The organism is Pseudoalteromonas sp. NZS127, from assembly GCF_015864805.1.
Taxonomy (GTDB): domain Bacteria; phylum Pseudomonadota; class Gammaproteobacteria; order Enterobacterales; family Alteromonadaceae; genus Pseudoalteromonas; species Pseudoalteromonas nigrifaciens.
This window is the reverse complement of record NZ_JADYWN010000005.1, coordinates 66622-90690: the sequence shown is the minus strand read 5'-3', so window position 1 is coordinate 90690 and position 24069 is coordinate 66622. Positions and strand designations below refer to the sequence as shown.

23 protein-coding genes are annotated in these 24069 nt (G+C 41.0%); 16 read left to right on the top strand and 7 right to left on the bottom strand.

The window, feature by feature from the left end:
* Positions 1–145 precede the first annotated feature (145 nt).
* From I6E78_RS06910 to I6E78_RS06895, 4 genes are all read right to left on the bottom strand, one after another.
* Positions 146–1174, bottom strand: coding sequence for a hypothetical protein (locus I6E78_RS06910; RefSeq protein ID WP_197182194.1), 1029 nt, complete (start codon positions 1172–1174; stop codon positions 146–148).
* A 139-nt stretch (positions 1175–1313) separates the two neighbouring features.
* Positions 1314–2501 carry a vWA domain-containing protein gene (locus I6E78_RS06905; RefSeq protein ID WP_089367830.1) on the bottom strand — a complete coding sequence of 396 codons (1188 nt, stop codon included), beginning with the start codon at positions 2499–2501 and terminating at the stop codon, positions 1314–1316.
* Position 2502: 1 nt separating this feature from the next.
* Positions 2503–3351, bottom strand: a complete 849-nt coding sequence (locus tag I6E78_RS06900) for an AAA family ATPase (RefSeq protein ID WP_058372698.1) — start codon at positions 3349–3351, stop codon at positions 2503–2505.
* A gap of 59 nt (positions 3352–3410) precedes the next feature.
* Positions 3411–3650: a DUF1653 domain-containing protein gene (locus I6E78_RS06895; protein WP_011327377.1), complete on the bottom strand. Its 240-nt coding sequence runs from the start codon at positions 3648–3650 to the stop codon at positions 3411–3413.
* A 60-nt stretch (positions 3651–3710) separates the two neighbouring features.
* Here I6E78_RS06895 and I6E78_RS06890 point away from each other — a divergent pair, with 60 nt between their 5' ends.
* The 11 genes from I6E78_RS06890 to rpoS all read left to right on the top strand — a co-directional run bounded on the left by I6E78_RS06890 (position 3711) and on the right by rpoS (position 11308).
* Positions 3711–4190, top strand: a complete 480-nt coding sequence (locus I6E78_RS06890; RefSeq protein WP_058372700.1) for a DUF2947 domain-containing protein — start codon at positions 3711–3713, stop codon at positions 4188–4190.
* Between the two features lie 75 nt (positions 4191–4265).
* Positions 4266–4898, top strand: a complete 633-nt coding sequence (locus I6E78_RS06885) for a hypothetical protein (protein WP_041454349.1) — start codon at positions 4266–4268, stop codon at positions 4896–4898.
* A 48-nt stretch (positions 4899–4946) separates the two neighbouring features.
* Positions 4947–5225, top strand: a complete 279-nt coding sequence (gene ftsB / locus I6E78_RS06880; RefSeq protein WP_011327380.1) for a cell division protein FtsB — start codon at positions 4947–4949, stop codon at positions 5223–5225.
* Between the two features lies 1 nt (position 5226).
* The gene (ispD, locus tag I6E78_RS06875) at positions 5227–5928 is read left to right on the top strand and encodes a 2-C-methyl-D-erythritol 4-phosphate cytidylyltransferase (RefSeq protein WP_197182193.1); all 702 of its coding nucleotides are present in this window, start codon (positions 5227–5229) and stop codon (positions 5926–5928) included.
* Entirely contained in the window at positions 5925–6422 is a 498-nt protein-coding gene (gene ispF, locus I6E78_RS06870) for a 2-C-methyl-D-erythritol 2,4-cyclodiphosphate synthase (RefSeq protein ID WP_011327382.1), read from the top strand. Before ispD ends, ispF begins: the two co-directional genes overlap by 4 nt.
* Positions 6419–7468 carry a tRNA pseudouridine(13) synthase TruD gene (gene truD, locus I6E78_RS06865; protein WP_011327383.1) on the top strand — a complete coding sequence of 350 codons (1050 nt, stop codon included), beginning with the start codon at positions 6419–6421 and terminating at the stop codon, positions 7466–7468. Before ispF ends, truD begins: the two co-directional genes overlap by 4 nt.
* Positions 7449–8213: a 5'/3'-nucleotidase SurE gene (gene surE / locus I6E78_RS06860; protein ID WP_011327384.1), complete on the top strand. Its 765-nt coding sequence runs from the start codon at positions 7449–7451 to the stop codon at positions 8211–8213. The genes truD and surE overlap by 20 nt, the downstream gene beginning before the upstream one ends.
* Entirely contained in the window at positions 8203–8841 is a 639-nt protein-coding gene (locus tag I6E78_RS06855; RefSeq protein ID WP_011327385.1) for a protein-L-isoaspartate(D-aspartate) O-methyltransferase, read from the top strand. Before surE ends, I6E78_RS06855 begins: the two co-directional genes overlap by 11 nt.
* A gap of 9 nt (positions 8842–8850) precedes the next feature.
* A complete protein-coding gene (locus tag I6E78_RS06850; protein ID WP_041454351.1) occupies positions 8851–9429 on the top strand; it encodes a YqaA family protein in 579 nt (192 codons plus the stop codon).
* A 41-nt stretch (positions 9430–9470) separates the two neighbouring features.
* Complete coding sequence (locus I6E78_RS06845; RefSeq protein ID WP_192531714.1) at positions 9471–10295, top strand: peptidoglycan DD-metalloendopeptidase family protein; 825 nt, start codon at positions 9471–9473, stop codon at positions 10293–10295.
* A 38-nt stretch (positions 10296–10333) separates the two neighbouring features.
* Positions 10334–11308 (top strand): RNA polymerase sigma factor RpoS, encoded by a 975-nt coding sequence (gene rpoS, locus I6E78_RS06840; protein ID WP_011327388.1) that lies wholly within the window; start codon positions 10334–10336, stop codon positions 11306–11308.
* Positions 11309–11380: 72 nt separating this feature from the next.
* Here rpoS and mutS read toward each other — a convergent pair whose 3' ends face one another.
* On the bottom strand, positions 11381–13966 hold the full coding sequence (mutS, locus tag I6E78_RS06835; protein ID WP_197182192.1) for a DNA mismatch repair protein MutS: 2586 nt from the start codon (positions 13964–13966) through the stop codon (positions 11381–11383).
* A gap of 21 nt (positions 13967–13987) precedes the next feature.
* Here mutS and I6E78_RS06830 point away from each other — a divergent pair, with 21 nt between their 5' ends.
* Together I6E78_RS06830 and recA are read left to right on the top strand one after the other, a co-directional pair.
* Positions 13988–14476, top strand: a complete 489-nt coding sequence (locus tag I6E78_RS06830; RefSeq protein WP_041454352.1) for a CinA family protein — start codon at positions 13988–13990, stop codon at positions 14474–14476.
* A gap of 67 nt (positions 14477–14543) precedes the next feature.
* Entirely contained in the window at positions 14544–15587 is a 1044-nt protein-coding gene (recA, locus tag I6E78_RS06825; RefSeq protein ID WP_011327391.1) for a recombinase RecA, read from the top strand.
* 86 nt (positions 15588–15673) lie between these two features.
* On the opposite strand, the gene I6E78_RS06820 is transcribed toward recA, so the two are convergent.
* The gene (locus I6E78_RS06820) at positions 15674–17794 is read right to left on the bottom strand and encodes a TonB-dependent siderophore receptor (protein WP_197182191.1); all 2121 of its coding nucleotides are present in this window, start codon (positions 17792–17794) and stop codon (positions 15674–15676) included.
* Positions 17795–17994: 200 nt separating this feature from the next.
* On the bottom strand, positions 17995–19164 hold the full coding sequence (locus tag I6E78_RS06815) for a DcaP family trimeric outer membrane transporter (protein WP_086997396.1): 1170 nt from the start codon (positions 19162–19164) through the stop codon (positions 17995–17997).
* Positions 19165–19577: 413 nt separating this feature from the next.
* Here I6E78_RS06815 and acs point away from each other — a divergent pair, with 413 nt between their 5' ends.
* The 3 genes from acs to I6E78_RS06800 all read left to right on the top strand — a co-directional run bounded on the left by acs (position 19578) and on the right by I6E78_RS06800 (position 24017).
* Positions 19578–21518, top strand: coding sequence for an acetate--CoA ligase (gene acs, locus I6E78_RS06810; protein WP_011327395.1), 1941 nt, complete (start codon positions 19578–19580; stop codon positions 21516–21518).
* A 97-nt stretch (positions 21519–21615) separates the two neighbouring features.
* On the top strand, positions 21616–22266 hold the full coding sequence (locus I6E78_RS06805) for a LuxR C-terminal-related transcriptional regulator (RefSeq protein ID WP_011327396.1): 651 nt from the start codon (positions 21616–21618) through the stop codon (positions 22264–22266).
* Positions 22267–22415: 149 nt separating this feature from the next.
* Complete coding sequence (locus I6E78_RS06800; RefSeq protein ID WP_179808083.1) at positions 22416–24017, top strand: AbgT family transporter; 1602 nt, start codon at positions 22416–22418, stop codon at positions 24015–24017.
* Positions 24018–24069: the final 52 nt, after the last annotated feature.

Sequence of the window (24069 nt, the reverse complement as noted above, 5' to 3'; positions counted from 1 at the left end):
GAGGCATTTAGGTAAACCCGCTTATTTATCTTAAAAGTCAAAAAAAAGACCTGACCTTAATGTGATTTTTTGATCTCAATGTAGTGTTTGATACCTATTTTCTCGCTACACTTAAACAAGCTAAAAATACGAGTGAGGGTTTCCTTCACTTAGCTGCTGGGCAAACAAAAAAATATACTGTTAAAAGTATTACCAAATTCGAGTAACCAAAAGGGATTAGTTTATATGGCAATGTTTCGTTAAAAAAGTTTCTTTTTAAAGATAAGCTATCTAATTTTGTATAAATTTGCTCTGACAAGTAGTCATTGGATTTCAAAATATTGTTTATTATCTGACACCTTTCATTTTCAACTTGTTGGAATGTTGTCGTGATTCCGCTGTAATAATCAGCTAACGATTTCATTTTTTGATGAACTTGCCTTGCCATAGGGAGTACAACAACTAATTCAGGCTGGTTATCTCCGTAAAATTCTTTTAATTGTTGTAATTTATATTCAACGTCGTCTAAATTACTTTGATTTATTTTCCCTCCTAGCTTTAAGCGCTTATGCATCTCTTGAAAGTTTATTGCAATTGTAGTTAGCGAATTGAAGTAGTGCTCATATGTATCACTTAGATTTTCATAGCTAGATGGAATGGTATTTTTAAAGTTATTGTTCTTTGTAAACTTTTCAAGTGTTGCCAACTCTGCTTTGAGACTTTCTTCACGCCAATCTTCTGGTATTAAGCGATCTATTTTGTAAAAAGCATCATTACTCTCTTCACGTGCAGCAATAGCCTTCGAATTATTTACTGCTAAAGAAGATGAAGGGATAAAATCAAAGGTATCACTAATATTTTGTTTTTTAATAGGACTTGATGACTTACCACTTTTGATGCACCAACTGTTGATTGATTCTTGTAATGTTAACCAGTAAACAAACATATAGTAAGCAATTATAAAACATAGTGCCCCAGCTAATGTAAGAGAAGATACTCCTGGATCAATCTTTATTCCTAAAAAAGAAGTAATTTCTCGACCTTTGAGGAATAGTAACAAAAAGTATGCCAGCGATGAGTATGCTAGTAACTGAATTTTATACTTTCTACACTCATCATTTATTGGATGATCTTTCGCTTCAAACAAATAAAGTTTGACCGTGTGTGCTATGTTTTCATTATCTGATTTATCCATACTTCTTAGGTCCATAATCTACTTGTAGTCAGTTACATGTCATTAAACACTCACAAAAGTAATAGAGAATGGAGTCGCGTCTGCCTTTACTACTTTTTGAGTGACATTTACTTGTACTGAGCTGACATTAATAGCAATATCAACTCAGCTCTTTTATCGCTCTACTTATTCCATCTAAACTCAGCGCATACATGCGGTTGTTCATCAGCTCTTTAATAAAACCTATTGATTGATAGTACGGCCAGTGTTCAACGGGTTGTGGGTTGAGCCAAGCCACTTTATCAAAGTGATTTGTGACACGTTGTAACCATACACTGCCGGGCTCTTCGTTGTAGTGCTCTACCGAGCCGCCGGGGTAGGCTATTTCGTACGGGCCCATAGTGGCATCGCCTACAAATATTACTTTGTAGTCGCTGGTAAACTTATTAATTAGCGTCATGGTGTCTATTACGTTTGAGTGACGGCGTTCGTTGTCTTGCCAAACATTTTCGTATAGGCAGTTATGAAAGTAGTAAAACTCTAAGTGTTTAAATTCGCCATGGGCGGCGCTAAATAATTCTTCGCAGGTATGAATGTAGTCATCCATTGAGCCGCCAATATCAAACAGCATGAGTACTTTTACTGCATTGTGGCGCTCTGGTGCCATTTTTACGTCAAGCATGCCGCCTTGTTTTGCGGTAGCGCGAATGGTCTCGTTTAAATCTAGCGTGTCGCTGGCGCCAGTGCGGGCAAATTTACGCAGTTTTTTAAGGGCAAGTTTAATAGTACGCGAGCCAATTTCACGGTCGGAGTCTAAATTGCGATATTCGCGTTTATCCCACACTTTTACTGCTTGGCGGTTACGGTTGCCGTCTTGGCCTATGCGCACACCTTCGGGGTTATAGCCATAAGCACCAAAAGGTGAGGTGCCGCCGGTGCCAACCCATTTATTACCGCCTGCGTGGCGTTTTTGTTGCTCTTCTAAACGCTCTTTTAGGGTTTTCATTAGCTCGTCGAGGCCGCCCATGGCTTTTAGTTGCGCTTTTTCTTCATCGCTAAGGTTTTTTTCAAACTCTTTACGCAGCCAATCTTCTGGTAAGTTGTGCTGTTGCTTTAAGCTCTCGAGTAAGTCTAAATCAGCAATACCACTAAAGTAGTCGCTAAAGGCTTTGTCGAAGCGGTCAAAGTGGGTTTCGTCTTTTACCATTATGGTGCGTGCTAAATGGTAAAAGGCGTCTACGTCGGCAAATATAACACCCTTTTTTAAGGCGTTAATTAAATCAAGCAACTCGCGCAGGCTTACCGGTAAACGGTATTTACGCAGCGTGAAAAAAAACTGTACTAACATGTTAACGACGGCTCATAAACGCGAGTTTTTCGATTAGGCTTATGTCTTGCTCATTTTTAAGTAATGCGCCAAACATTGGCATTAAACCGCCTTTTTTAGCTTTGTCGTGGAGTGTTTTTGCGTCTATATCTTCTGCCATAAGTAGCTTTAACCAGTCGAGTAATTCGCTGGTAGATGGCTTCTTTTTAAGGCCGTTTGCTTCGCGTAGGTTAAAAAACACTTCGAGTGCTTGGCGTACTAAATCTTGCTTAACATTAGGGTAGTGCACGTCAATAATTTGCTGCATTTCATCGGCAGATGGAAAATCAATGTAATGAAAAAAGCAGCGGCGTAAAAATGCGTCGGGCAGCTCTTTTTCGTTATTAGAGGTGATGATCACAATAGGGCGCTCTTTTGCTACTACTCGCTCGCTGGTTTCGTAAACATGAAATTCCATTTTATCGAGCTCTAACAGTAGATCGTTTGGAAACTCAATATCGGCTTTGTCTATTTCATCTATTAATAATACAGGGCGTTTACCGTGTTGGTCGGCGTAAGTAAATGCTTGCCACAGTTTGCCTTTGACTATGTAGTTACTAATATTGTGTACGCGCTCGTCGCCCAGCTGGCTGTCGCGCAGGCGCGAAACCGCATCGTATTCATACAAACCTTGCTGCGCTTTGGTGGTCGATTTAATGTGCCACTGAATAAGTTCGGTATCTAAGCTTTTTGCCAGCTCTTCAGCTAGCATGGTTTTACCTGTACCCGGCTCACCTTTAATTAAAAGTGGTTTTTCGAGCATAATAGCCGCGTTTACAGCTTGCTTAAGCGCAGAGCTGGCGATGTAATTGTCGGTTGAATTAAATTGCACTTTATTACCTTCTTTTCGTCACAGGTCAGATGAGTTTTTATAATCCTATCATGCCATAGTTAACCGGCTTCACCAAGGTAGCTAAACCGAGGAATAGTTTTGCCATCTTTTTCAACTGTTTCGCTAAACATTTCTAAAGGGCGTGCCCATATACCAAACTCACCGTATAGCGCTTGGTAAATTACCAGTTGCTCACTGGTTTCGCTGTGAGTGGCTACATAAAGCACTTTGTACTGTGCCCCTTTGTAGTGTTGGTATATGCCTGATTTGAGGGAAATTGGTTTTATTGCTGTAGTCATGTTTTGATCTCTTGTATAATTTGTTTCTGCACTTTTAATGCTAACTAATTTGCCAATACTATGAACTATATTACGCTAGATGATTACAAAAAAGCATGGGTTTTTCGCCATAAAGACATGCCTGTTTCAGCCGACGATGCTGCAAACATTAAACCTATGAGCCTTGAGCGCGCAGCTGTACTGTGGACAACTATGGTGAGCCGTGAGTTTGATCACCCTGATTTTTTTGATAAAACAGATTGGTGTGGTCAAGATGAAAGTTATAGCCAAGAAGTAAACTGGGAAAGCGCATGGGAAAACGGCGATGAACAACTTCCCGAAGCTATTTTAGCGCACTTAGATTGGCAAGCTAATACCACTGTTTATTTTTGCATGGCACGCGACAATATTATTGAAACCACCTTTGATGTGTTTAAACGCAACTGGCAAAACTTTATGTTTTTAGCCGACGGCAGTTTACTCATAGGTAAAAAACGCAATACTGTAGTGCAGTTTTTAGAGTCGGGCATAGCTAAATTAGGTGAAAAGCCAAGCGCTTAATTTAGCACTCGGCGCTTAAAAATTATGCAGTACTGTGTTATAAAACATTTACCTAAGTGTTTTTGAGTACGGCAATTGGCAGCAAAAAATGAGCCTGTTGGCGCGCCACAACAAGTTGAAATGTGGCAAGCCGATGCAAAAAAAGTGTTATATGCACAATTGTGTAATGCATTTTATCAACGTGAGGTTCAGCGTTTAGTCGCTGAGCCTAATAGCGATAGGCTGCGTCGCCAATTAAAAAGTCTACCTTATTACATTGAACGTGCTGCCACATTAGTTGCTAATACAAGCTCGCCTTTTAAACTAGATTCGCAAAATGGCTCTTGGCTTGCAAAGCAAAAACCGACCCCACCAGAGATTAACATTCAAGCAAATGAACTTTTTTATCAACATAATGCCAAAGTCGGGTTAATAATCCCTATTTTAGTGCGTAGTGATGAGCAAATTCGCGTTAGAATAGACAGCCTAGACCAAGTAAGCGACAATAAAGTGCATTGTAATGAGCTAGGTTGGTTTGCGTTTTCGGGGCAGGGACTTGAGCTGCCAAACGCGCAATTATTAACGCCGAGTAAAGTGTCATTAACCGCGGCGTGTTGCGGGCACCAATGGCAGTTTTCAAAGCGTTGTTTGCCACGGGTTTTATCGCTGCGCGAAATGCTACTGGCAGGAAGTATAAATTGGCGCAATGTAAAACGATTACAAACGTAACTTGGTTAATTAAATAAGTTTATTTGAATTTAAAATAAGGAGTGTTAAATGCGGTTTTTTCAGGTTGGCTTGTTATGTTTAGCACTGTTTGTGCAGTATAGATTGTGGTTTGGCCATAATGGCGTACAAGACTACACACGTTTAAAAAGTGCGGTTGCATCTCATTTACAAACTAACGAAAAATTGATTAAACGCAATAAAGTATTAACCGCCGATATAGAAGATTTAAAGCTTGGCCATGAAGGCATAGAAGAGCGCGCACGTAACGAATTAGGAATGATTAAAGCGGGCGAAACATTTATACGTGTTTTACCAGCTCAACAATAATATGACAAATAAACCAACTATAGCTGCCATTATACCTGCTGCCGGGGTTGGTAGCAGAATGCAGCATAATGCACCTAAACAGTATATTAAATTAGCAGGTAAAACTATTTTAGAGCATACGCTCACAAAATTATCTGCTTTAGCGCAGCTTAATACAATTGTTGTAGCCCTAAATGAAAACGATCCTTACTTTGAACAATTGCCAGTGATTGATGCGCGCATTGTGCGTACTTGTGGCGGTAAAGAGCGTGCAGATTCCGTTTTAAATAGTTTGCTTTTTTTAGCCGCCAACCCGCCTGACTGGGTACTTGTGCACGATGCTGCCCGCCCGCTAGTTACTATTGACGACATAAATACACTTATAAATGAGTGTATAAGCGCCGATGAAGGCGGAATTTTAGCCAGTAAAGTAAAAGACACTATAAAACGTGGCCATATTTATGCTGAGCAAACCGTACCCCGAGATGATTTATGGCAAGCCCTTACTCCGCAGTTTTTTAAATACGAAGATCTTAAAAATGCGTTGCAAAATGCACTGGCAAGCGGCGCAGTTATTACCGACGAAGCAAGCGCCATTGAATGGGCTAACAAGCCAGTAAAATTAATATCAGGGCGTAGCGATAATATTAAAATAACCACTCCTGAGGATTTAGACTTGGCTGGTTTTTTACTTCAAAAACAACAAAACGAGAATGCATTATGATACGAATTGGTCATGGTTTTGACGTGCATAAATTTGGCGGTGTTGGCCCATTAACTATCGGCGGCGAAAAGATTGATTATCCGCAAGGTTTTTTAGCGCACTCCGACGGCGATGTTGCTATTCATGCTCTGTGCGATGCTATTTTAGGCGCGCTTGCAATGGGCGACATTGGTAAACACTTTCCAGATACGGCCAGTGAATATGAAAATATCGACAGCCGAATATTACTGCGTCATGTGGTGAGCTTAGCTAAAGAGCAAGGTTATGTATTGGGCAATGGAGATGTAACTATAGTGGCACAAGCGCCAAAAATGTTGCCTCATATTCAAGCTATGCGTAGCAACCTTGCAAGTGATTTAAACTGCGAACTATCGCAAATAAATGTTAAAGCTACAACCACCGAAAAGCTCGGTTTTGAAGGGCGAAAAGAAGGCATTTCGAGCCATGCAGTGGTAATTATGAACAAAGAGTCAATGAGTAAAACAAACGCATGAGCGATTTAAATTATTTATACGGCGCACCGTTATCAAAAGCTGACTTTAAAACCACAGCCGAAGACTTTATGGTAGATGAAGACTTAGGCATTGAGTTTACCGGTAGCGGCGAGCATGTATGTTTGCAAGTAGTAAAAAAAGGCGAAAACACCCAGTACGTAGCAAAGTTAATTGCGCAGCGAGCTGGGGTATCACCACGCGATGTAAGTTATGCCGGGATGAAAGATCGCCACGGAGTGTGTTCGCAGTGGTTTAGTGTAAAAGTACCCATTAAAAAACCGATTGATTTTAGTGATTTAAACAGCGAAAGCGTGTTTGTTGTATCGCAGCAACGCCACGAACGTAAGCTGAGAACGGGCTGTCATAAAGGTAATAAGTTTACTATTACGCTGCGCAATGTTACCGATCCTCTGGATATTTTGTGCCGTATTAATGCGGTACGCAGTGGCGTGCCTAACTATTTTGGCGAGCAACGCTTTGGCCGTGATGGCCATAACCTGGTAATGGCTGAAAAAATGTTTGCAGGTGAGCGTATTCGCGATAAAAAATTACGCGGTATTATTATTTCTGCAGCGCGCTCGCATGTATTTAATCAACTCGTAAGTTTACGAGTAAAGGAGCATGGTTTAGCTAAAACCATGCACCGTGAAGTATTTATGCTCAGCGGCAGTAACGCCTTTTTTGAAGACGCTATTAGCGATGAAAATATTGCCCGCCTAGCCTCTGGCGATATTATGATGTCGGCACCTATGGTAGGTAAAAGCGAAAAAGGGCTCACCGAACAAGAAAAAGTATGGCTTGGGCCTTATCAGTCTTGGTGCGATGGTTTAGGCGAGTTAGGGCTAAAAAATGAGCGCAGAATGCTGCGTTTAATCCCGCAAGATTTTAGCGTAGAAACCATAGATGAAAGCACTTTAAAGTTAAGTTTTGGTTTACCAAAAGGCTGTTTTGCTACGGCATTATTACGTGAGCTGGTGGATTACACAGACGCAAGCCCACGCGAGCGAAAAGAAAAGGACAGCAAAGATGAAGATCCTATTAAGTAACGACGATGGTGTAGGCGCTAAAGGTATTGCGGTGTTATATCAAGCATTAATGCAAATTGCCGAGGTCACTTTAGTTGCCCCCGACCGAAACTGCAGTGGTGCAAGTAACTCGTTAACTTTGCTTAACCCACTGCGTGCTACAAAGCTTGAAAATGGCTTTATATCGGTTAATGGTACACCTACTGACTGTGTGCATTTAGGCGTTAACCAGCTTGTTGATGAAATGCCCGATTTAGTGGTCGCAGGTATAAACCACGGCGCTAATTTAGGTGACGACACTTTGTACTCAGGCACGGTAGCTGCAGCAACCGAAGGACGCCATTTAGGTTTGCCTGCTATTGCGGTGTCTTTGTGTTCGCACCACGGCGAGCATTTTGAAACGGCGGCAGCGGTAACTATAAGTATTATTAAAGGTTTAGCGTCGCATCCGCTACCAAAAGATCAAATTATAAATATTAATGTACCCGACATTCCTCTAAGCGAATTAAAAGGCGTGCAGGTAACGCGTTTGGGTGCGCGCCATAAAGCCGAAACCATGACCAAGCAAACCGATCCTTGGGGTCGAGATATTTACTGGTACGGATCTTTAGGGACAGAAAGTGATGCTGGAGAAGGTACCGATTTTCATGCAATTAATAATGGCTATGCCTCGGTTACCCCACTGAGTGTTGATATGACCGCTAACGAGAGCATTAAAGCGGTAGGGGAGTGGTTAGCTGATTTGGAGATAAACCGTGCTGGCTAATTATACCCGCAGCGCCAAGGCGCTATCAGCGCTATTACAGCGTGAAGGTGTTGAGGATACGCAAGTACTAGATGCGATTGCACAAATACCACGACATATATTTGTGGGTGACGTGCTGCAACATAAAGCGTATCAAAATACTGCGTTACCAATAGGCCAAGGGCAAACTATTTCGCAGCCTTATATTGTGGCGCGTATGACCGAACTGCTGCAATTAGCTGGTGTGCGCGACAAGGTGCTAGAAATAGGCACGGGATCGGGCTATCAAACGGCAATACTGGCTAAAATATTTACCAAGGTTTACTCAGTAGAGCGTATTAAAGCATTACAATGGCAAGCTAAGCGCCGTTTACATCAGCTCGATTTATATAATGTGGCAATGAAACATGGCGATGGCTGGCAAGGTTGGGAGTCGCAAGCGCCATTTAACGGCATTATAGTCACTGCAGCCGCGGCTAAAATCCCGCAAGATCTATTAGCTCAATTAGCTGATGGTGGTGTGTTACTTGCCCCAATAGGCGAGCAAGAGCAAAAATTAACTATGGTTATTCGCAATGGCAATAACTACACAGAACACGTAATTGCGCCGGTTAGATTTGTACCGCTAGTCGCTGGTGATATTGAATAGGAATTCATTTTGAAGTTGTTTACTAAGTTATACGATATGGCTCTAGTGTGGGCTAAGCACCGTCATGCTGAGCGTTATTTAGCTGCAATGAGCTTTGCAGAGTCTGTGTTTTTTCCTGTCCCTCCTGATGTAATGCTGGCACCAATGTCGCTTGCTCAGCCTAAAAAAGCATGGCGGTTTGCAAGTTTTGCCACTATAGCGTCTGTTGTTGGTGGCATAGTAGGTTATTTACTTGGCTTTTGGTTATTTGAACCGGTTGTTGAGCCACTTATAGTACAAATGCACTGGCAAGATAAATTTGATATTGCACTTGATTGGTTTAAAAACTATGGCGTGTGGGTGGTATTTATAGCCGGTTTTTCGCCTATTCCTTATAAAGTATTTACTATAGGCGCAGGGGTATTACAAATGGCATTTTTGCCGTTTTTAATTGCGTCTGCAGTAGGGCGAGGCGCTCGGTTCTTTTTAGTTGCTGCACTGATGAAGTGGGGCGGTGTTAAAATGGAGCAAAAATTACGTCAATACATTGAAGTGCTTGGATGGGCAGTTGTGCTTTTAATTGCAGTTGCATACATTTTATTACGTTAAGCACTATAAAATAATGTTATTAACATAAGGAGCTAAATACAGTGAATAAACAAATAAAATGTTATGTTGCTTTATTTATTAGTATTTTGCTCTTTGCTTGCTCGTCTAACCATGTTCCGGCGCCTGTCAGTAGTTTAAATAATGATGTTAATAATTACGGCAGAAAAATTAACATTAATGGCGATAAATATACTGTTCAAAAAGGCGATACACTTTATTCTATAGCATTTAGTGCAGGCCAAGATGTTAGAACCTTAGCAAAAAATAATTCAATACCAGCACCTTACACAATATTCCCCGGGCAGAGTATTTCTTTTTCTGCCATAGCAAAAAAATACAAAAAGACAAAAAAATATACTCCTCCTATTAAAAAAGTCGCAAAAACTTCACAAAAAAATAACAATAAATCAAAGAAAGAGCTTGATAAGCCTAAACAACGAGGGTATGTTCAGAAACAAGCCAATAAAAAAATTAGTAACTCTAAGCATTTGTCGAGTAGTAAAGTGCAGTGGTTTTGGCCAGCAAAAGGCAAAATAACACAACGCTTTTCGAACAAGGAAAATGGCTACAAAGGCTTACAGATTGCTAATAAAAAAGGGGCTGCCGTTTTAGCCGCCGCACAAGGAACAGTGGTTTATGCGGGTAATGCGCTTCGAGGTTATGGTAGTTTAATTATTTTAAAACATAATGACGACTACTTGAGTGCTTATGCACACAACTCGAAACTACTTGTTAAAGAAAAACAGGAAGTTAAGGCTGGACAAAAAATAGCAGAGATAGGAAATACAGAATCTGCGGTAACGGCACTTCGTTTTGAAATTCGCTACCGAGGGCAAGCTGTAAATCCTGCTAAGTACCTTCCCTAATTTTTAAAGATATTGATAACTTGCTCAGGAGAAGTCTTATGGCTGATGCAGCAAAAGTTGATAAAAACACCCTCGTAGATAATAAATTAGATGAAACTGCTGTTGATGATGATTCAACACCGCTGCTTGAAGCTGTGGATGATGACGTTTTTGTCAAAGAAGAAGTCACTAAAAATTTAGATGCTACTCAGCTTTATTTAGGTGAAATTGGTTTTTCTCCGTTGTTAAGCGCTGAGGAAGAGGTGTTTTTTTCTCGTAAATCTTTAAAAGGGTGCGAAGCGTCTCGCAAGCGCATGATTGAAAGTAACTTGCGCCTTGTAGTAAAAATTGCTCGTCGTTATAACAACCGAGGTTTAGCGTTACTTGATTTAATTGAAGAGGGTAACTTAGGCTTAATTCGCGCCGTAGAGAAGTTTGATCCTGAGCGTGGCTTTCGATTTTCTACTTATGCAACATGGTGGATACGCCAAACGATAGAACGCGCCATTATGAATCAAACGCGCACTATTCGCTTGCCAATACATGTAGTAAAAGAACTTAACGTATATTTACGTACCGCGCGCGAGCTAACTCAAAAATTAGATCATGAACCAACCGCCGAAGAAATAGCAGCTTGTTTAGATAAGCCGGTTGAAGATGTCACCAAAATGCTGCGCTTGAATGAAAAAATAGCCTCGGTTGATATGCCGATCGGCGGCGAAAACGATACCGCTTTGCTCGATATTATTGCCGATGACAACAATGTTGGTCCTGAGGGCGAAGTACAAAATAACGATATGAATAAACACATTGTTGACTGGTTAGGAGAGCTAAACCCAAAGCAGCGTGAGGTGTTAGCCCGTCGCTTTGGTTTATTAGGCTATGAGCCATCAACGCTTGAAGATGTTGGCCGTGAAATAGGATTAACCCGTGAACGCGTTAGACAAATTCAGGTAGAAGCATTACGTCGTTTAAAAGATATTTTGCAACAAGAAGGCTTAAGCACAGAGAGTTTATTTGAGCACTTTGCGTAAGTTTTAATAAAGTACCATGTTATGTGTAAAAAAGCTGAAGGTTTTATTCTTCAGCTTTTTTTTGTTTGTAAATTAAAGAAGTGCTTTTAATTTATAGAGTAAATCGTGAGCTTGTCGCGGTGATAGATTATCAGGATCGATAGCCGTTAACTGCAATTCTACTTCAGAAGGGCTAATTTGTTGGGCTTGATTGTTAAAGGTAAATGCTTGCTGCTCAATATTAGGCGCGGTGACACTTTGGTGATTTTCGAGTAGTTTAAGCTTTTGTTTTGCCTGATTTATTACAGACTTAGGTACGCCAGCAAGTGCAGCAACTTGTAAGCCAAAGCTTTTACTTGCTGCGCCATCAAGTACCGTGTGCATAAAGGCAATAGTGTCGTTATGCTCTATGGCATCAAGGTGCACATTTACCAGCCCAGGCGTTTGCTCTGCAAGCTCGGTTAACTCAAAGTAGTGGGTGGCAAACAAGGTTTTTGCTGATATTTTTGACGCTAAATGATCGGCAGTAGCATACGCAAGCGAAAGCCCATCGTAAGTGCTGGTTCCGCGGCCAATTTCATCCATTAATACCAAAGATTGCGCTGTGGCATTATTTAAAATCGTGGCGGTTTCGGTCATTTCTACCATAAAGGTAGAGCGCCCTGAGGCGAGATCGTCACTTGCGCCAATACGAGTAAATATACGGTCAATATTGCCTATTTTAGCGCTGTCTGCGGGTACGTAACTGCCAATATGAGCCATTAGCACTATAAGTGCAGTTTGGCGCATATAGGTTGATTTACCACCCATGTTTGGACCGGTAATTATTAACATTTTACGTTGTGCATTTAGCTCTACTGGGTTGGCAATAAAGGGTTCTTTCATTACTTGCTCAACCACAGGATGACGACCTTGTTTAATGCTTATGTTGTCGTTATCGCAAAGTATCGGCTTAGCGTAGTTAAGTGTAAGTGCACGCTCTGCTAAGTTATTTAGCACATCTAAGTCGGCAAGGGCGGCTGCCATTATTTGTAATTGCTCAATATGCGGCGCAATAAATCTAAATAGCTCTTCGTAAAGCTGTTTTTCGAGCGCTAATGCTTTTGACTGGCTGCCAAGTACTTTGTCTTCGTGCTCTTTTAGCTCAGGAATAATATAGCGTTCATTATTTTTAAGTGTTTGGCGACGAATATAATCGGCAGGCACTAAATGCGCATTGGCGCGACTAACTTCAATAAAAAAGCCGTGTACTCGGTTATAACCAATTTTAAGGGTACTGATCCCTGTACGTGCACGCTCTCGTAACTCTAACTGATCAAGCACATCGGTTGCGCCTTTGCTTAAGTTACGCCATTCATCAAGCTCGCTGTTATAACCAGGGGCAATTACACCACCGTCGCGAATAAGTACCGGCGGGTTTTCGATTACTGCACGCTCTAATAGCGCTTGTAAATCAGGTAGCTCAGGCGATTGCTTAATAATGCTGGCAATGCGCGGATCGCTGGCATCGTTTAATAAAGTATGCAGCGGTGCAAGTGCTTGTAAGGCGCTGCGCAAACGAGTTAAATCGCGAGGACGAGCAGTGCACAAAGCAAGGCGGGCAATAACACGTTCTACGTCGCCAATTTCTCTTAATGATTCGTGTAGCTCACCACAAAGCTGTACATCTAAAATTGCGCTAATAGCGTTTAACCGCGAGTTTAGCTCGTCTTTATTACGCACCGGGGTATGAATACGGCGCTTAAGTAAACGAGATCCCATAGGGGTTGCTGTTTTATCAAGTACTTGCGCTAGCGTGTTTTCAAATCCACCTGATAAATTAACGGTCAGCTCTAAATTTTTACGAGTAGCAGCATCTAAAATAACGGCATGCTCGTTGTGTTCAAGAGTAATGGCACGAATATGGGGTAATGCAATACGTTGAGTGTCTTTAACGTATTGCATTAAACAACCTGCGGCAACTAAGGCGCAGTGGGCTTTATCAACGCCAAAACCGACTAAATCTTTTGTACCAAATTGCTCACACAATAAATGCTGGGCGGTGTCTAAATCAAACTCCCACTCAGGGCGGCGACGCGCGCCTTTAATGTGCTCAATTAAATGAACATTTTCGAAGCTTTCGCTATACAGTAATTCTGCAGGGGCGAGGCGTTGTATAGTTGAAGTTAATGCCTCGTCGGTATTAACTTCTACAACGTTAAAACGACCCGAGTTAATATCAAGATAAGCAATGCCATAAGTACCATTTTTACTCTGCCATACGCTGGTAAGTAAGTTGTCTTGGCGCTCTTGCAGTAGGGCTTCATCAGAAATAGTACCTGGGGTGACAATACGCACCACTTTGCGATCAACAGGCCCTTTACTGGTAGCCGGATCGCCTACTTGTTCGCAAATAGCAACAGATTCGCCCATTTGCACTAAACGGGCTAAATAGTTTTCTACGGCATGATAAGGTACACCGGCCATAGGAATAGGATCGCCACCGGCTTTACCGCGCTGAGTTTGCGAAATATCGAGTAATTGAGCGGCGCGTTTTGCGTCATCAAAAAAGAGTTCATAAAAATCCCCCATCCGATAAAACAATAAAATATCGCGATGCTCTGATTTTATTTTTAGATACTGCTGCATCATAGGGGTTTGTTGTTTTATAGTGTGTGGAGCATAAAGATCAAACGACATGTATTTACCCAAAGGCTGAATATGGAATTACATCAAGAGATTAAAACACTTGCTGCGCAATTAGGCGCTATTTTAACGGATAAATGCTTATGGATCACTACTGCTGAGTCATGTACTGGTGGCGGGGTAAGTTATGCACTTACCGACACTCCTGGAAGCTCTGCCTATATTGACCGTGCATTTGTAACTTACAGTAACCAAGCAAAGCAAGATTTACTAAATGTAAGTGCCGCCACATTAACGCAATATGGGGCGGTAAGCGAGCAAACGGTGCGTGAGATGGCTTTAGGCGCAATTGCAGCAACTAATGCCGATATTGCAATTACTGTATCGGGTATTGCAGGCCCAGGAGGAGCAACCCCAGATAAGCCGGTAGGCTTAGTATGGTTTGGGCTACACATTAACGACAAACAGCTGGTATTTAAACAAGTATTTACCGGCGATAGAGCACAGGTTAGACTGCAAGCTATTGTATTTTCTTTAAAAACTATAATAGAGCAGATAAAATAATAAAATTAACTTGATACTGTGATTTCATACAGTATACTTGTCGCATTAGCTGGATTTGGAGAGTAAAATGAACGATAACAAACAAAAAGCGTTGGACGCGGCTTTATCACAAATTGAACGTCAATTTGGTAAAGGCTCAATTATGAAATTGGGTGATAACAAAGCGTTAAACATTGAATCTGTATCTACAGGCTCATTAGGTATCGATATTGCCTTAGGTATAGGTGGCTTACCTATGGGGCGTATTGTAGAAGTATATGGTCCTGAGTCGTCTGGTAAAACAACGCTTACTTTGCAAGTTATCGCTGAAGCACAAAAAGAAGGCAAAACATGTGCCTTTATTGATGCTGAGCATGCTCTTGATCCAGTTTATGCACAAAAGCTTGGTGTAAACATAGATGAGCTTTTTGTATCGCAACCAGATACTGGCGAACAAGCACTCGAAATTTGTGACATGTTAGTACGCTCAAGCGCGGTTGACGTAGTTATTATTGACTCTGTTGCAGCACTTACACCAAAAGCTGAAATTGAAGGCGACATGGGCGATTCGCACATGGGCTTACAAGCACGTTTAATGTCGCAAGCATTACGTAAGCTAACAGGTAATATTAAACGCTCGAACACCTTATGTATTTTCATTAACCAAATCCGTATGAAAATTGGTGTAATGTTTGGTAACCCAGAAACAACAACGGGTGGTAACGCACTTAAGTTTTACGCATCGGTACGTATTGATATTCGTCGTATTGGTTCGGTAAAAGAAGGCGACGAGGTTGTTGGTAACGAAACCCGGGTTAAAATTGTTAAAAACAAAGTAGCACCGCCATTTAAGCAAGCCGAATTTATCATTATGTATGGTGAAGGTATTTCTAAACAAGGCGAGCTAATTGACTTAGGTGTGAAGCACAAAATTGTTGAAAAAGCAGGTGCTTGGTACAGTTACTGTGGTAATAAAGTTGGCCAAGGTAAGTCTAATTCAATTAAGTTTTTAAAAGAAAACCCAGAAATCGCAGACGAAATTGAAGGCAAGTTACGCGAAATGCTTTTACTTAAAGCAACTATTGAACCAGACGATGGTGAAGATAAGTTAGGCGATGAAGCTGACCTTTAAGCAGTATTAAATATTTAAGCTTGATTTGACCCGAGCTTTAAAGCAGCGCTAACCAGTAATGGTTAGCGCTTTTTTTTGGTTTAAATTTACAACTGCCAATTTACAGATAGAGCGTAGTTACGCGGTGCACCATAGTAACCTTGAGCCCAATATAAGCTGTGTAAGTATTTTTCACCTGTGGTGTTATTAATATTAAAAGTAACGCCTATATTTTCACTCAATTTATAAGTTGCCATTAAATCAAGTAATCCGTAGGCATTTTGCTTTGTAATCACGCTTGCGATTTTGTTAGCATCTTTGACTTGGACTCGGCTTGTTGAATCTTGCCAGCGATAATTTGCACCAAACGATAAACCATCAATGAAAGGAACTTGATAGATTGCAGCAACCTTGAGTTGATTCTCAGGGGTGTAATCTTTTACTGTGTCATCGCCATCAATGCTTAAATTACTAAAGCTAATGCTTGCACTCAAGTCATCTGTAAACTTACCGCTTAGCTCTACTTCAAAACCATTACTGTTAATACCATCCGCTGCGTAGTAACGAGTATCGTCGGGTAATGAGTTAGGTATAGCTATAGCAAGGCCATCTTGTTTTGTATCAAAGTAAGCAAGTGTTACAAAAATTTGCTCGTCTAAAAACTGGGCTTTAACACCTAGTTCGCTACTTTTACCAGTAATAGGTGCAAGTTGGTTGGCATTTATATCAAGCTCCTTTTGCGGCACAAATGTTTCTGTGTAGCTTGCATAAGCCGATAAAGACTCGTTAAAGTCATACACAGTGCCAATGTAGGGTATTAGCTGTGAGTCACTTTGTGTTTGAGCAACGCCATAAGCTGTGCCTGTTGTTTTCCAATCAGTGTAACGCACACCAGCTAGTAGACTTAAAGGTTCGCTTAATTTGATACGAGTAGAAATATAAGCAGATTTTTGCTCATTAGTTATATTGCTACCATTTACACTATCTGTAAGTGTTGCTTGTGGTATTACGCCATCCCACGTTTTAAGTGACGGCATTGCCGGAAAACCATTCCCTGTGGTGTAATCGTAAAGAGATTGCTCGGTGTAATCCATTTTTGCTTGGCTAACACCCAATGACAAGTCGTGCTCTTGGCCAAATAAATCAAATTTACCACTCGCATATAGATCAAATAAGTCGTGCTTATCGCTATAATCATAACGGCTTGCGTAACCGGTTAAGCCAAGTTCGGTGTCTTTATCAGGGGTACCGTATACATAAAATAATTCAGAGTCTTGCTCGTTTTCAACATGAGCGTAACGCGCTTTAGCCACCCATGTTGCTGATAAATTTTGTTCAAGCGTTACATATACTTGCTCGGCACTGTTATCCCAGTAAGACCAGTCAGCCGCAGTGCTAGTTGATTCGTCATAGTCTGTTGGTGTGCCATCGGTATAATAAAGTGGTAGTGCACCCCAAAGTGGGCTATCGGCATCTTTTTGTTGATTAACGTAGTTAACACTTAGCAGGGTGTTATCGGTTAACTTTCCCTCGTAGGCTAAATAAATAACGGTTTTATCTGTTTCGTAGCGATCTAGATATGAGTCGGCTTTTTGTTTGGTAAATACAGCTCTAACAGCATGCTCTTCATTAATAGGCGTTGATACATCTAAATCTAAGCGTTTTTTATTCCATGAACCGTACGAAACAGATGCATTAGCTTGGGTTGTGTAAGTTGGTTTTTTTAGCACCATATTTACAGTAGCAGAAGGGTTACCTGTACCTGTCATTAAACCGTTCGCGCCACGAACTATTTCTACACGGTCGTAAATTGAGGTATCAAGGCTGCCTTGAATTGATCCCGAGCTTTGTGGAATACCTAAACCATTAACTTGAAAATTTGTAATATCAAAGCCACGGGCTTTAAAATAAGTACGATCGGTTTCTATTTGCTCTACCGTTACACCCGGCGTGCTTTCTAGCACTGCGTTTATATCATCGAGTGAAAAATCATCCATTAAAGCGCGAGAAACAACTGAAATAGACTGCGGAGTTTCTTTTATGGTTAAACCTAGTTTGGTTGCCGATTGTGCTTCTTCGGTAATATAGTTTTTATGATGTTGACCATACACAGCAATCTTTTCAATTTGCTGCTCGCTTTTATCGTTTTTTGCAAATGCATGCGCAGATAAAATTAAAGAGGTAATAAGGCTTAGTTTAGATAAACGCAAAACTTTAGAGGACGACATGGTGTTTTCCAAAAGGTTCAAAAATAAAGCGCTTAACTTAATCTAAATGATATTGATTTGCAATTGCGTTATTGGTTTTTATAACAATTTGTACTATCGGGATTAATAAAGAGTGATGAAGTTGATAAAACAGATGAGACTTATAAATTAATTAACAAAAAAAGCGGCCAAAGCCGCTCAAGGAAGTAAACTATGTACGCTTAAAATGCATACTTAACCGAGAATTGTAAACGGTCCATATCGCCATCGTTACCGCTTTCAAGCTCGCGCTCGGCATGCTTAAACTCAGCACCAAAAGTTAAGCGTTTAACTGGTGAGTATAAAATGTTAGCACTGTAGCTTTGGCTTGATTTAGTTGGATCGCCTGTAAGAGCGAGTAAATCTGTATTGTTATCAGCACTGAAAAATGAATATAAGAAAGTTGAACGCCATTGGCTGTTCCACTTATGCTGATACGCTACAAAGCCAGAGGTTGAATCAATAGCATCTAAATCATCGCCATTGAGTACTGCACCATGGGCTACATTAACACCAACATAACGGCCTAAGCCTTTACCTTGTGTAAGCATAAACTTAAAGTTGTCTTCGCCTAGTTTAACCATACCCGATGCACTAACACCAAATGAAGTTTCATCGGCATCAATAGCACCTACTTTATAAGTAAGTTGACGGGCAAGTGCAGCAACTACTAAATTACCCCAGTCAGCTTTATGGGTATAACGTGCAGTAAAGTCAGGAAGTGAAGCATCGTCGGTTACAGCCATACCGCCGCCAGCAGTAGTAATGGTGCTTTCTGGGTTTTCTAATGAGAAAGACCAAGCGCCAGTAGTGTATTTAACTTGAGTTTGGCGTACAAACACTGTGCCCTCTGCTGGGCCTATAAAATCAAGTGCTTCAGGTAGTGCGCCAACGTTTTGAAAATTAGACCATGTTTGGCCAAATAACCAACCATCGTAGCTAATAAATGCATGACGTACACGTGGAGCGTAAGAGTTAGATACACGCTCGTTACCACCAGGGGCAGAAGCTAAAAAGTCGATTTCAATTTTGGTGTTAATGGTTTTGCCATTATCAAGTAATGTGGCTGTACCAAAGTTAAAACGAGATTCACGGGCATGCATATCAAATACAGCGTCAGAGCTATTGTCTGGGCCTACAGTCACTGTGCTCGGTACATAAAAGTCACGACCCACGTTAGTGCCCGCTGGTGCGCCTGCAGAATAGTCACTCCACATAGCATCTAATTTAATATATCCGCCGTAAGTAAATTCAGTATCTCCAACTTTTGCTGCAGTGGCTGCATAAGCTGTGCTTGAAAGTGCACATAGTACAGCACTTGCTGCAAGTGTTTTTAATGGGGTAAATTTCATTGTTGCGTCCTTTATAGGCTACGTGTTGATTATTGCTTTTTATTTAGAGTGTATTAATAGCGTGAGTATTACTTACGAATAAAAGTTAATTTAAAGATTTTTTATTCGTTAAATAAAAATTAAAGCTAATTAATGCAAATATTATAATACTTAGGTGAAACACTTTTAAATATGTACACTATTTACTCAATCATCTATTAGTCTATAAGACTAAGGTGTAATGATTACAATGTGATTATTTACTTACATTTAACATCATGTATTATTTATGTAAAAGTAATAAATAGCGCAGCGATTATAAACAACAAATTAGTAATTAGAATAGCTTTACAACTAAGGTCTAATACTTAATAGCGCATTGCTGAGTAATCCTTGAGAAAAGCCTAAGGCAAGTAATTTAAATGGAGACCAAGATGTCAAAAAATATCTATCCAGTTCCTACGCATATTAAAAACACAGCTCTCGTCGATAACGATAAATATAATAAAATGTATAAACACTCGATTGATGATCCACAAAGTTTTTGGGCTGAACACGGTAAGCGCCTTGATTGGTTTACTCCTTATTCTAAAGTAAAAAACACCACCTTTGATAAAGGCCACATAAATATTAAGTGGTATGAAGATGGCTACCTTAATGCATCGTATAACTGTATTGACCGCCACTTAAAAACAAAAGCCAATAAAGTAGCGCTTATATGGGAGGGCGATAACCCATCGCAAAGCGAGCATATTACTTATCAAAAATTACATGATGAAGTAGCAAAGTTTGCTAATGGTTTAAAAAAGCTGGGCGTACAAAAAGGTGATCGCGTCGCTATTTATATGCCAATGAGCCCACAAGCTATTTACGCAATGCAAGGGTGTGCACGTATTGGTGCTATTCACTCAGTTATATTTGGTGGTTTTTCACCCTCTGCGATTGCCGATCGTATTAAGGATTCGGGCGCAAAAGTGGTTATTACTTCAGACGAAGGACGCCGTGCTGGTAACTGCGTGCCACTTAAAGCAAACGTTGACGAAGCTGTGTTGCAAGAGTCAGTAACAAGTATAGAGCATGTTATTGTGCACCAACTTACCGGTGGCGATGTTGATTGGCACGACCATGATATATGGTGGCACGATTTAGTAGCAGACGAAGAGCCTGTGTGCGAGCCTGAGGTAATGAACGCTGAAGACCCGTTATTTATTTTATACACCTCAGGGTCAACAGGTCAGCCAAAAGGAGTGGTGCATACCACGGGTGGTTATTTAGTTTATGCATCGATGACGCACGAATATATATTTGATGTAAAAGAGGACGATGTTTTTTGGTGTAGCGCCGATGTAGGTTGGATCACCGGGCACAGTTATATTGCTTATGGTCCGCTGGTAAATGGTTGTACCCAAGTTGTATTTGAAGGTGTACCTACTTACCCAACCGCAGGGCGTATGGGCGAAGTTGTTGATAAACACGGTGTTACTATTTTATATACCGCGCCTACCGCTATTCGTGCCTTAATGGCAAAAGGCGATGAGCCTGTAGCGTCATCTCATCGTAATAGTTTACGAATTTTAGGATCGGTTGGTGAGCCAATTAACCCTGAAGCATGGAATTGGTATTACGAACAAATAGGTAAGTCAAATTGCCCTATCGTTGATACCTGGTGGCAAACAGAAACGGGTGGCATTATGATCACCCCATTACCAGGTGCTACCGATTTAAAACCAGGCTCTGCAACGCGTCCATTTTTTGGTATTGCGCCGGCAATATTTGACGCTGAGGGTAATACGCTTGAAGGTGAAGCTGATGGTAACTTAGTTATTTTAGATAGCTGGCCATCGCAAGCACGTACTATTTATGGCGATCATGAACGTTTTGAACAAACTTACTTTTCTACCTACCCAGGTGTGTATTTTTGTGGCGATGGCTGTCGTCGTGACGAAGATGGTTATTATTGGATCACTGGTCGCGTAGATGATGTACTTAATATTTCGGGGCATCGTTTAGGCACTGCTGAAATAGAAAGCGCACTGGTTGCACACCCAGCAGTAGCTGAAGCCGCTGTAGTAGGTTATCCGCATGATATTAAAGGCCAAGGTATTTATGTTTACATTACCCCTAACGAAGGTATAACGGTAAGCGATGAGTTAACCAAAGAAATTCGTAACTGGGTTCGTAAAGAGTTAAGCCCAATTGCGTCACCCGATATGATTCAGTGGTCACCAGGGTTACCAAAAACGCGTTCTGGTAAAATAATGCGTCGAATTTTACGTAAAATTGCGGCCAACGAGCACGAACAACTAGGTGATACATCAACACTTGCCGATCCATCTGTGGTTGATGAGTTAATTGAAAATCGATTAAATCGTTAAATGCGCGTTAAAAGCTTGATTACAAGTTGATTCTAAACGTAGTATATCGGCTGTGCTCTACTAGATAGGGCACAGCCGAATTTATTAGGAGTGAACCATGAGTCAGTTTTTAATAGCGGACGACCATCCGTTATTTCGTGAAGCACTAAAGGGTGCACTAACTGTAAAATTTGACGATTTAGAAGTATTTGAATCATCTGATTTTGACAGTACATTGCAGGTGTTAAGCGAGCAAGAAGATCTTGATATATTACTGCTGGATTTACACATGCCAGGTAATGGTGATTTATACGGCCTTATTCGTATTAGAGAAGACTATCCTAGTTTACCTATTGCGGTAGTTTCGGGAAGTGAAGACGCTAATATTGTATCTAAAGTAATGGGTTACGGCGCAATGGGGTTTATTCCTAAGTCATCATCATCAGATGATATTGCCAATGCAATTAATCAAATACTCGAAGGCGATACTTGGTTACCAACAGAATTAAAAAATAAAGTCGCCGAAATTCAAGGCGAAGACCGAGAAATTGCAGCGCAAGTTGCCTCACTTACCCCACAACAATACCGTGTTTTACAATACCTGCACGAAGGTTTGCTAAATAAGCAAATAGCGTATGAGTTACATATTTCAGAAGCCACTGTAAAAGCGCATATTACCGCTATATTTAGAAAGCTTGGCGTATATAACCGCACACAAGCGGTATTAATTGCTGCAAAACTACAATTAGCACCTATAGAGCAAATATAAAACCATGCATAGAATAGAGGCACAAAGCCTCTTTTTTAGTCTTATTTACGCTTATATACGCAATTATCACAAGCCATTCACCTTTATTACATGATCTCCTATAAAAATAATGCTAGCTTACGGGCATTTTATAATTAAGAGAACATGGTATGTCAGACTCTTTAGACTCCAAGGCCCAAAGTAGTAATGAAAGCGCAAATAAAGGCTGGTTTAACCGCTTTTTAGCTGGCGTAGAATTTTTAGGCAATATGCTACCGCATCCCATCACCTTATTTGCAATATTTTGTATCGTAATTGTTGTATTTAGTGGAGTGGCGGATTGGTTTGGCCTAAGTGCAATCGATCCTCGACCTGAGGGCTCGCCTGGGCGCGAACCCGATGGTGTTATTGAAGTAGTGAGCTTGCTTAGTGCCGAGGGATTACAGCGTATTGTAACTGGCTTGGTAACTAACTTTACCAGTTTTGCACCACTGGGCACGGTACTGGTAGCTTTACTTGGTGTGAGTGTTGCTGAGCACTCTGGACTGCTGTCGGCAGCAATGCGCGGCATGGTAATGGGCGCATCAAAGCGGTTAGTGACCTTTATGGTGGTGTTTGCCGCTATTTTATCTAATACCGCCTCTGAGCTGGGCTATGTGGTACTTATTCCATTAGCTGCAATGATATTCCATAGTTTAGGGCGTCATCCATTAGCGGGCTTAGCAGCGGCGTTTGCTGGGGTGTCGGGTGGTTATAGTGCTAACTTATTATTAGGCACAATAGATCCCTTACTGGCAGGCATTACCACACCTGCGGCACAAATGATCGACCCAACTTACCAAGTAGGCGCAGAAGCTAACTGGTATTTTATGATGGTGTCGGTGTTTTTAATTGCAATTTTAGGCACCCTAGTTACTGAAAAAATTGTTGAACCACGTTTAGGTAAATATAATCCTGAAGAGGCCAGTGCTGATCTTGCACAAAATAATATTGCCGCGTTAACGGCCAAAGAAAAGTCGGGTTTAAAGTGGGCAGGGGTATCGCTATTAGTTGTATCGCTACTACTTGCCTGGACCATAGTGCCAGCCGATGGCATTTTACGTAACCCCGAAACCGGATTAGTAGCCCACTCGCCCTTTTTGAAAGGCATAGTGGTGTTTATTTTTGTAACCTTTGGTATTCCGGGCTTTGTATATGGGCGCGTTGTTGGCACCATGAAAAACGACAAAGACGTAATTAATGCGATGAGCAAAAGTATGAGCTCAATGGGCATGTATATTGTACTAGTGTTTTTTGCTGCACAATTTGTCGCGTTTTTTAAATGGACCAATTTAGGCACTATTTTAGCAATTAACGGTGCTGCATTACTGCAAGCTTTAAACTTAACTGGTCCCGAAGTTTTTGTATTATTTATATTAATGTGTGCGTTGGTTAACTTAAGCTTAGGGTCGTCTTCGGCGCAATGGGCTGTTACCGCGCCTATTTTTGTACCTATGCTAATGTTAGTTGGTTACGCGCCAGAGACCATTCAGGCGGCTTATCGTATAGGTGACTCGGTTACTAACTTAATAACGCCAATGATGAGCTATTTTGGCTTGATCCTCGCTGTCGCTGCTAAGTACAAAAAAGATATGGGTATAGGCACACTAGTAGCCACTATGCTGCCATACAGTATGATATTTTTTGTTGGTTGGGTTATTTTGTTTTATTTATGGGTATTTGTATTGGGTATGCCAGTAGGGCCAGGATCACCCACTTATTACACGCCTTAATAGTATCTGGGTAATACAATAAGTATTATTTAATAGTTTAAAAATGCCAGCA

Bases quoted from the DNA above. Each gene is read 5' to 3' on its own strand.
- I6E78_RS06910 (WP_197182194.1), bottom strand. From the start codon at position 1,174: ATGGATAAATCAGATAATGAAAACATAGCACACACGGTCAAACTTTAT.
- I6E78_RS06905 (WP_089367830.1), bottom strand. From the start codon at position 2,501: ATGTTAGTACAGTTTTTTTTCACGCTGCGTAAATACCGTTTACCGGTA.
- I6E78_RS06895 (WP_011327377.1), bottom strand. From the start codon at position 3,650: ATGACTACAGCAATAAAACCAATTTCCCTCAAATCAGGCATATACCAA.
- I6E78_RS06890 (WP_058372700.1), top strand. From the start codon at position 3,711: ATGAACTATATTACGCTAGATGATTACAAAAAAGCATGGGTTTTTCGC.
- ftsB (WP_011327380.1), top strand. From the start codon at position 4,947: ATGCGGTTTTTTCAGGTTGGCTTGTTATGTTTAGCACTGTTTGTGCAG.
- ispD (WP_197182193.1), top strand. From the start codon at position 5,227: ATGACAAATAAACCAACTATAGCTGCCATTATACCTGCTGCCGGGGTT.
- ispF (WP_011327382.1), top strand. From the start codon at position 5,925: ATGATACGAATTGGTCATGGTTTTGACGTGCATAAATTTGGCGGTGTT.
- truD (WP_011327383.1), top strand. From the start codon at position 6,419: ATGAGCGATTTAAATTATTTATACGGCGCACCGTTATCAAAAGCTGAC.
- surE (WP_011327384.1), top strand. From the start codon at position 7,449: ATGAAGATCCTATTAAGTAACGACGATGGTGTAGGCGCTAAAGGTATT.
- rpoS (WP_011327388.1), top strand. From the start codon at position 10,334: ATGGCTGATGCAGCAAAAGTTGATAAAAACACCCTCGTAGATAATAAA.
- mutS (WP_197182192.1), bottom strand. From the start codon at position 13,966: ATGTCGTTTGATCTTTATGCTCCACACACTATAAAACAACAAACCCCT.
- I6E78_RS06830 (WP_041454352.1), top strand. From the start codon at position 13,988: ATGGAATTACATCAAGAGATTAAAACACTTGCTGCGCAATTAGGCGCT.
- recA (WP_011327391.1), top strand. From the start codon at position 14,544: ATGAACGATAACAAACAAAAAGCGTTGGACGCGGCTTTATCACAAATT.
- I6E78_RS06820 (WP_197182191.1), bottom strand. From the start codon at position 17,794: ATGTCGTCCTCTAAAGTTTTGCGTTTATCTAAACTAAGCCTTATTACC.
- I6E78_RS06815 (WP_086997396.1), bottom strand. From the start codon at position 19,164: ATGAAATTTACCCCATTAAAAACACTTGCAGCAAGTGCTGTACTATGT.
- acs (WP_011327395.1), top strand. From the start codon at position 19,578: ATGTCAAAAAATATCTATCCAGTTCCTACGCATATTAAAAACACAGCT.
- I6E78_RS06805 (WP_011327396.1), top strand. From the start codon at position 21,616: ATGAGTCAGTTTTTAATAGCGGACGACCATCCGTTATTTCGTGAAGCA.
- I6E78_RS06800 (WP_179808083.1), top strand. From the start codon at position 22,416: ATGTCAGACTCTTTAGACTCCAAGGCCCAAAGTAGTAATGAAAGCGCA.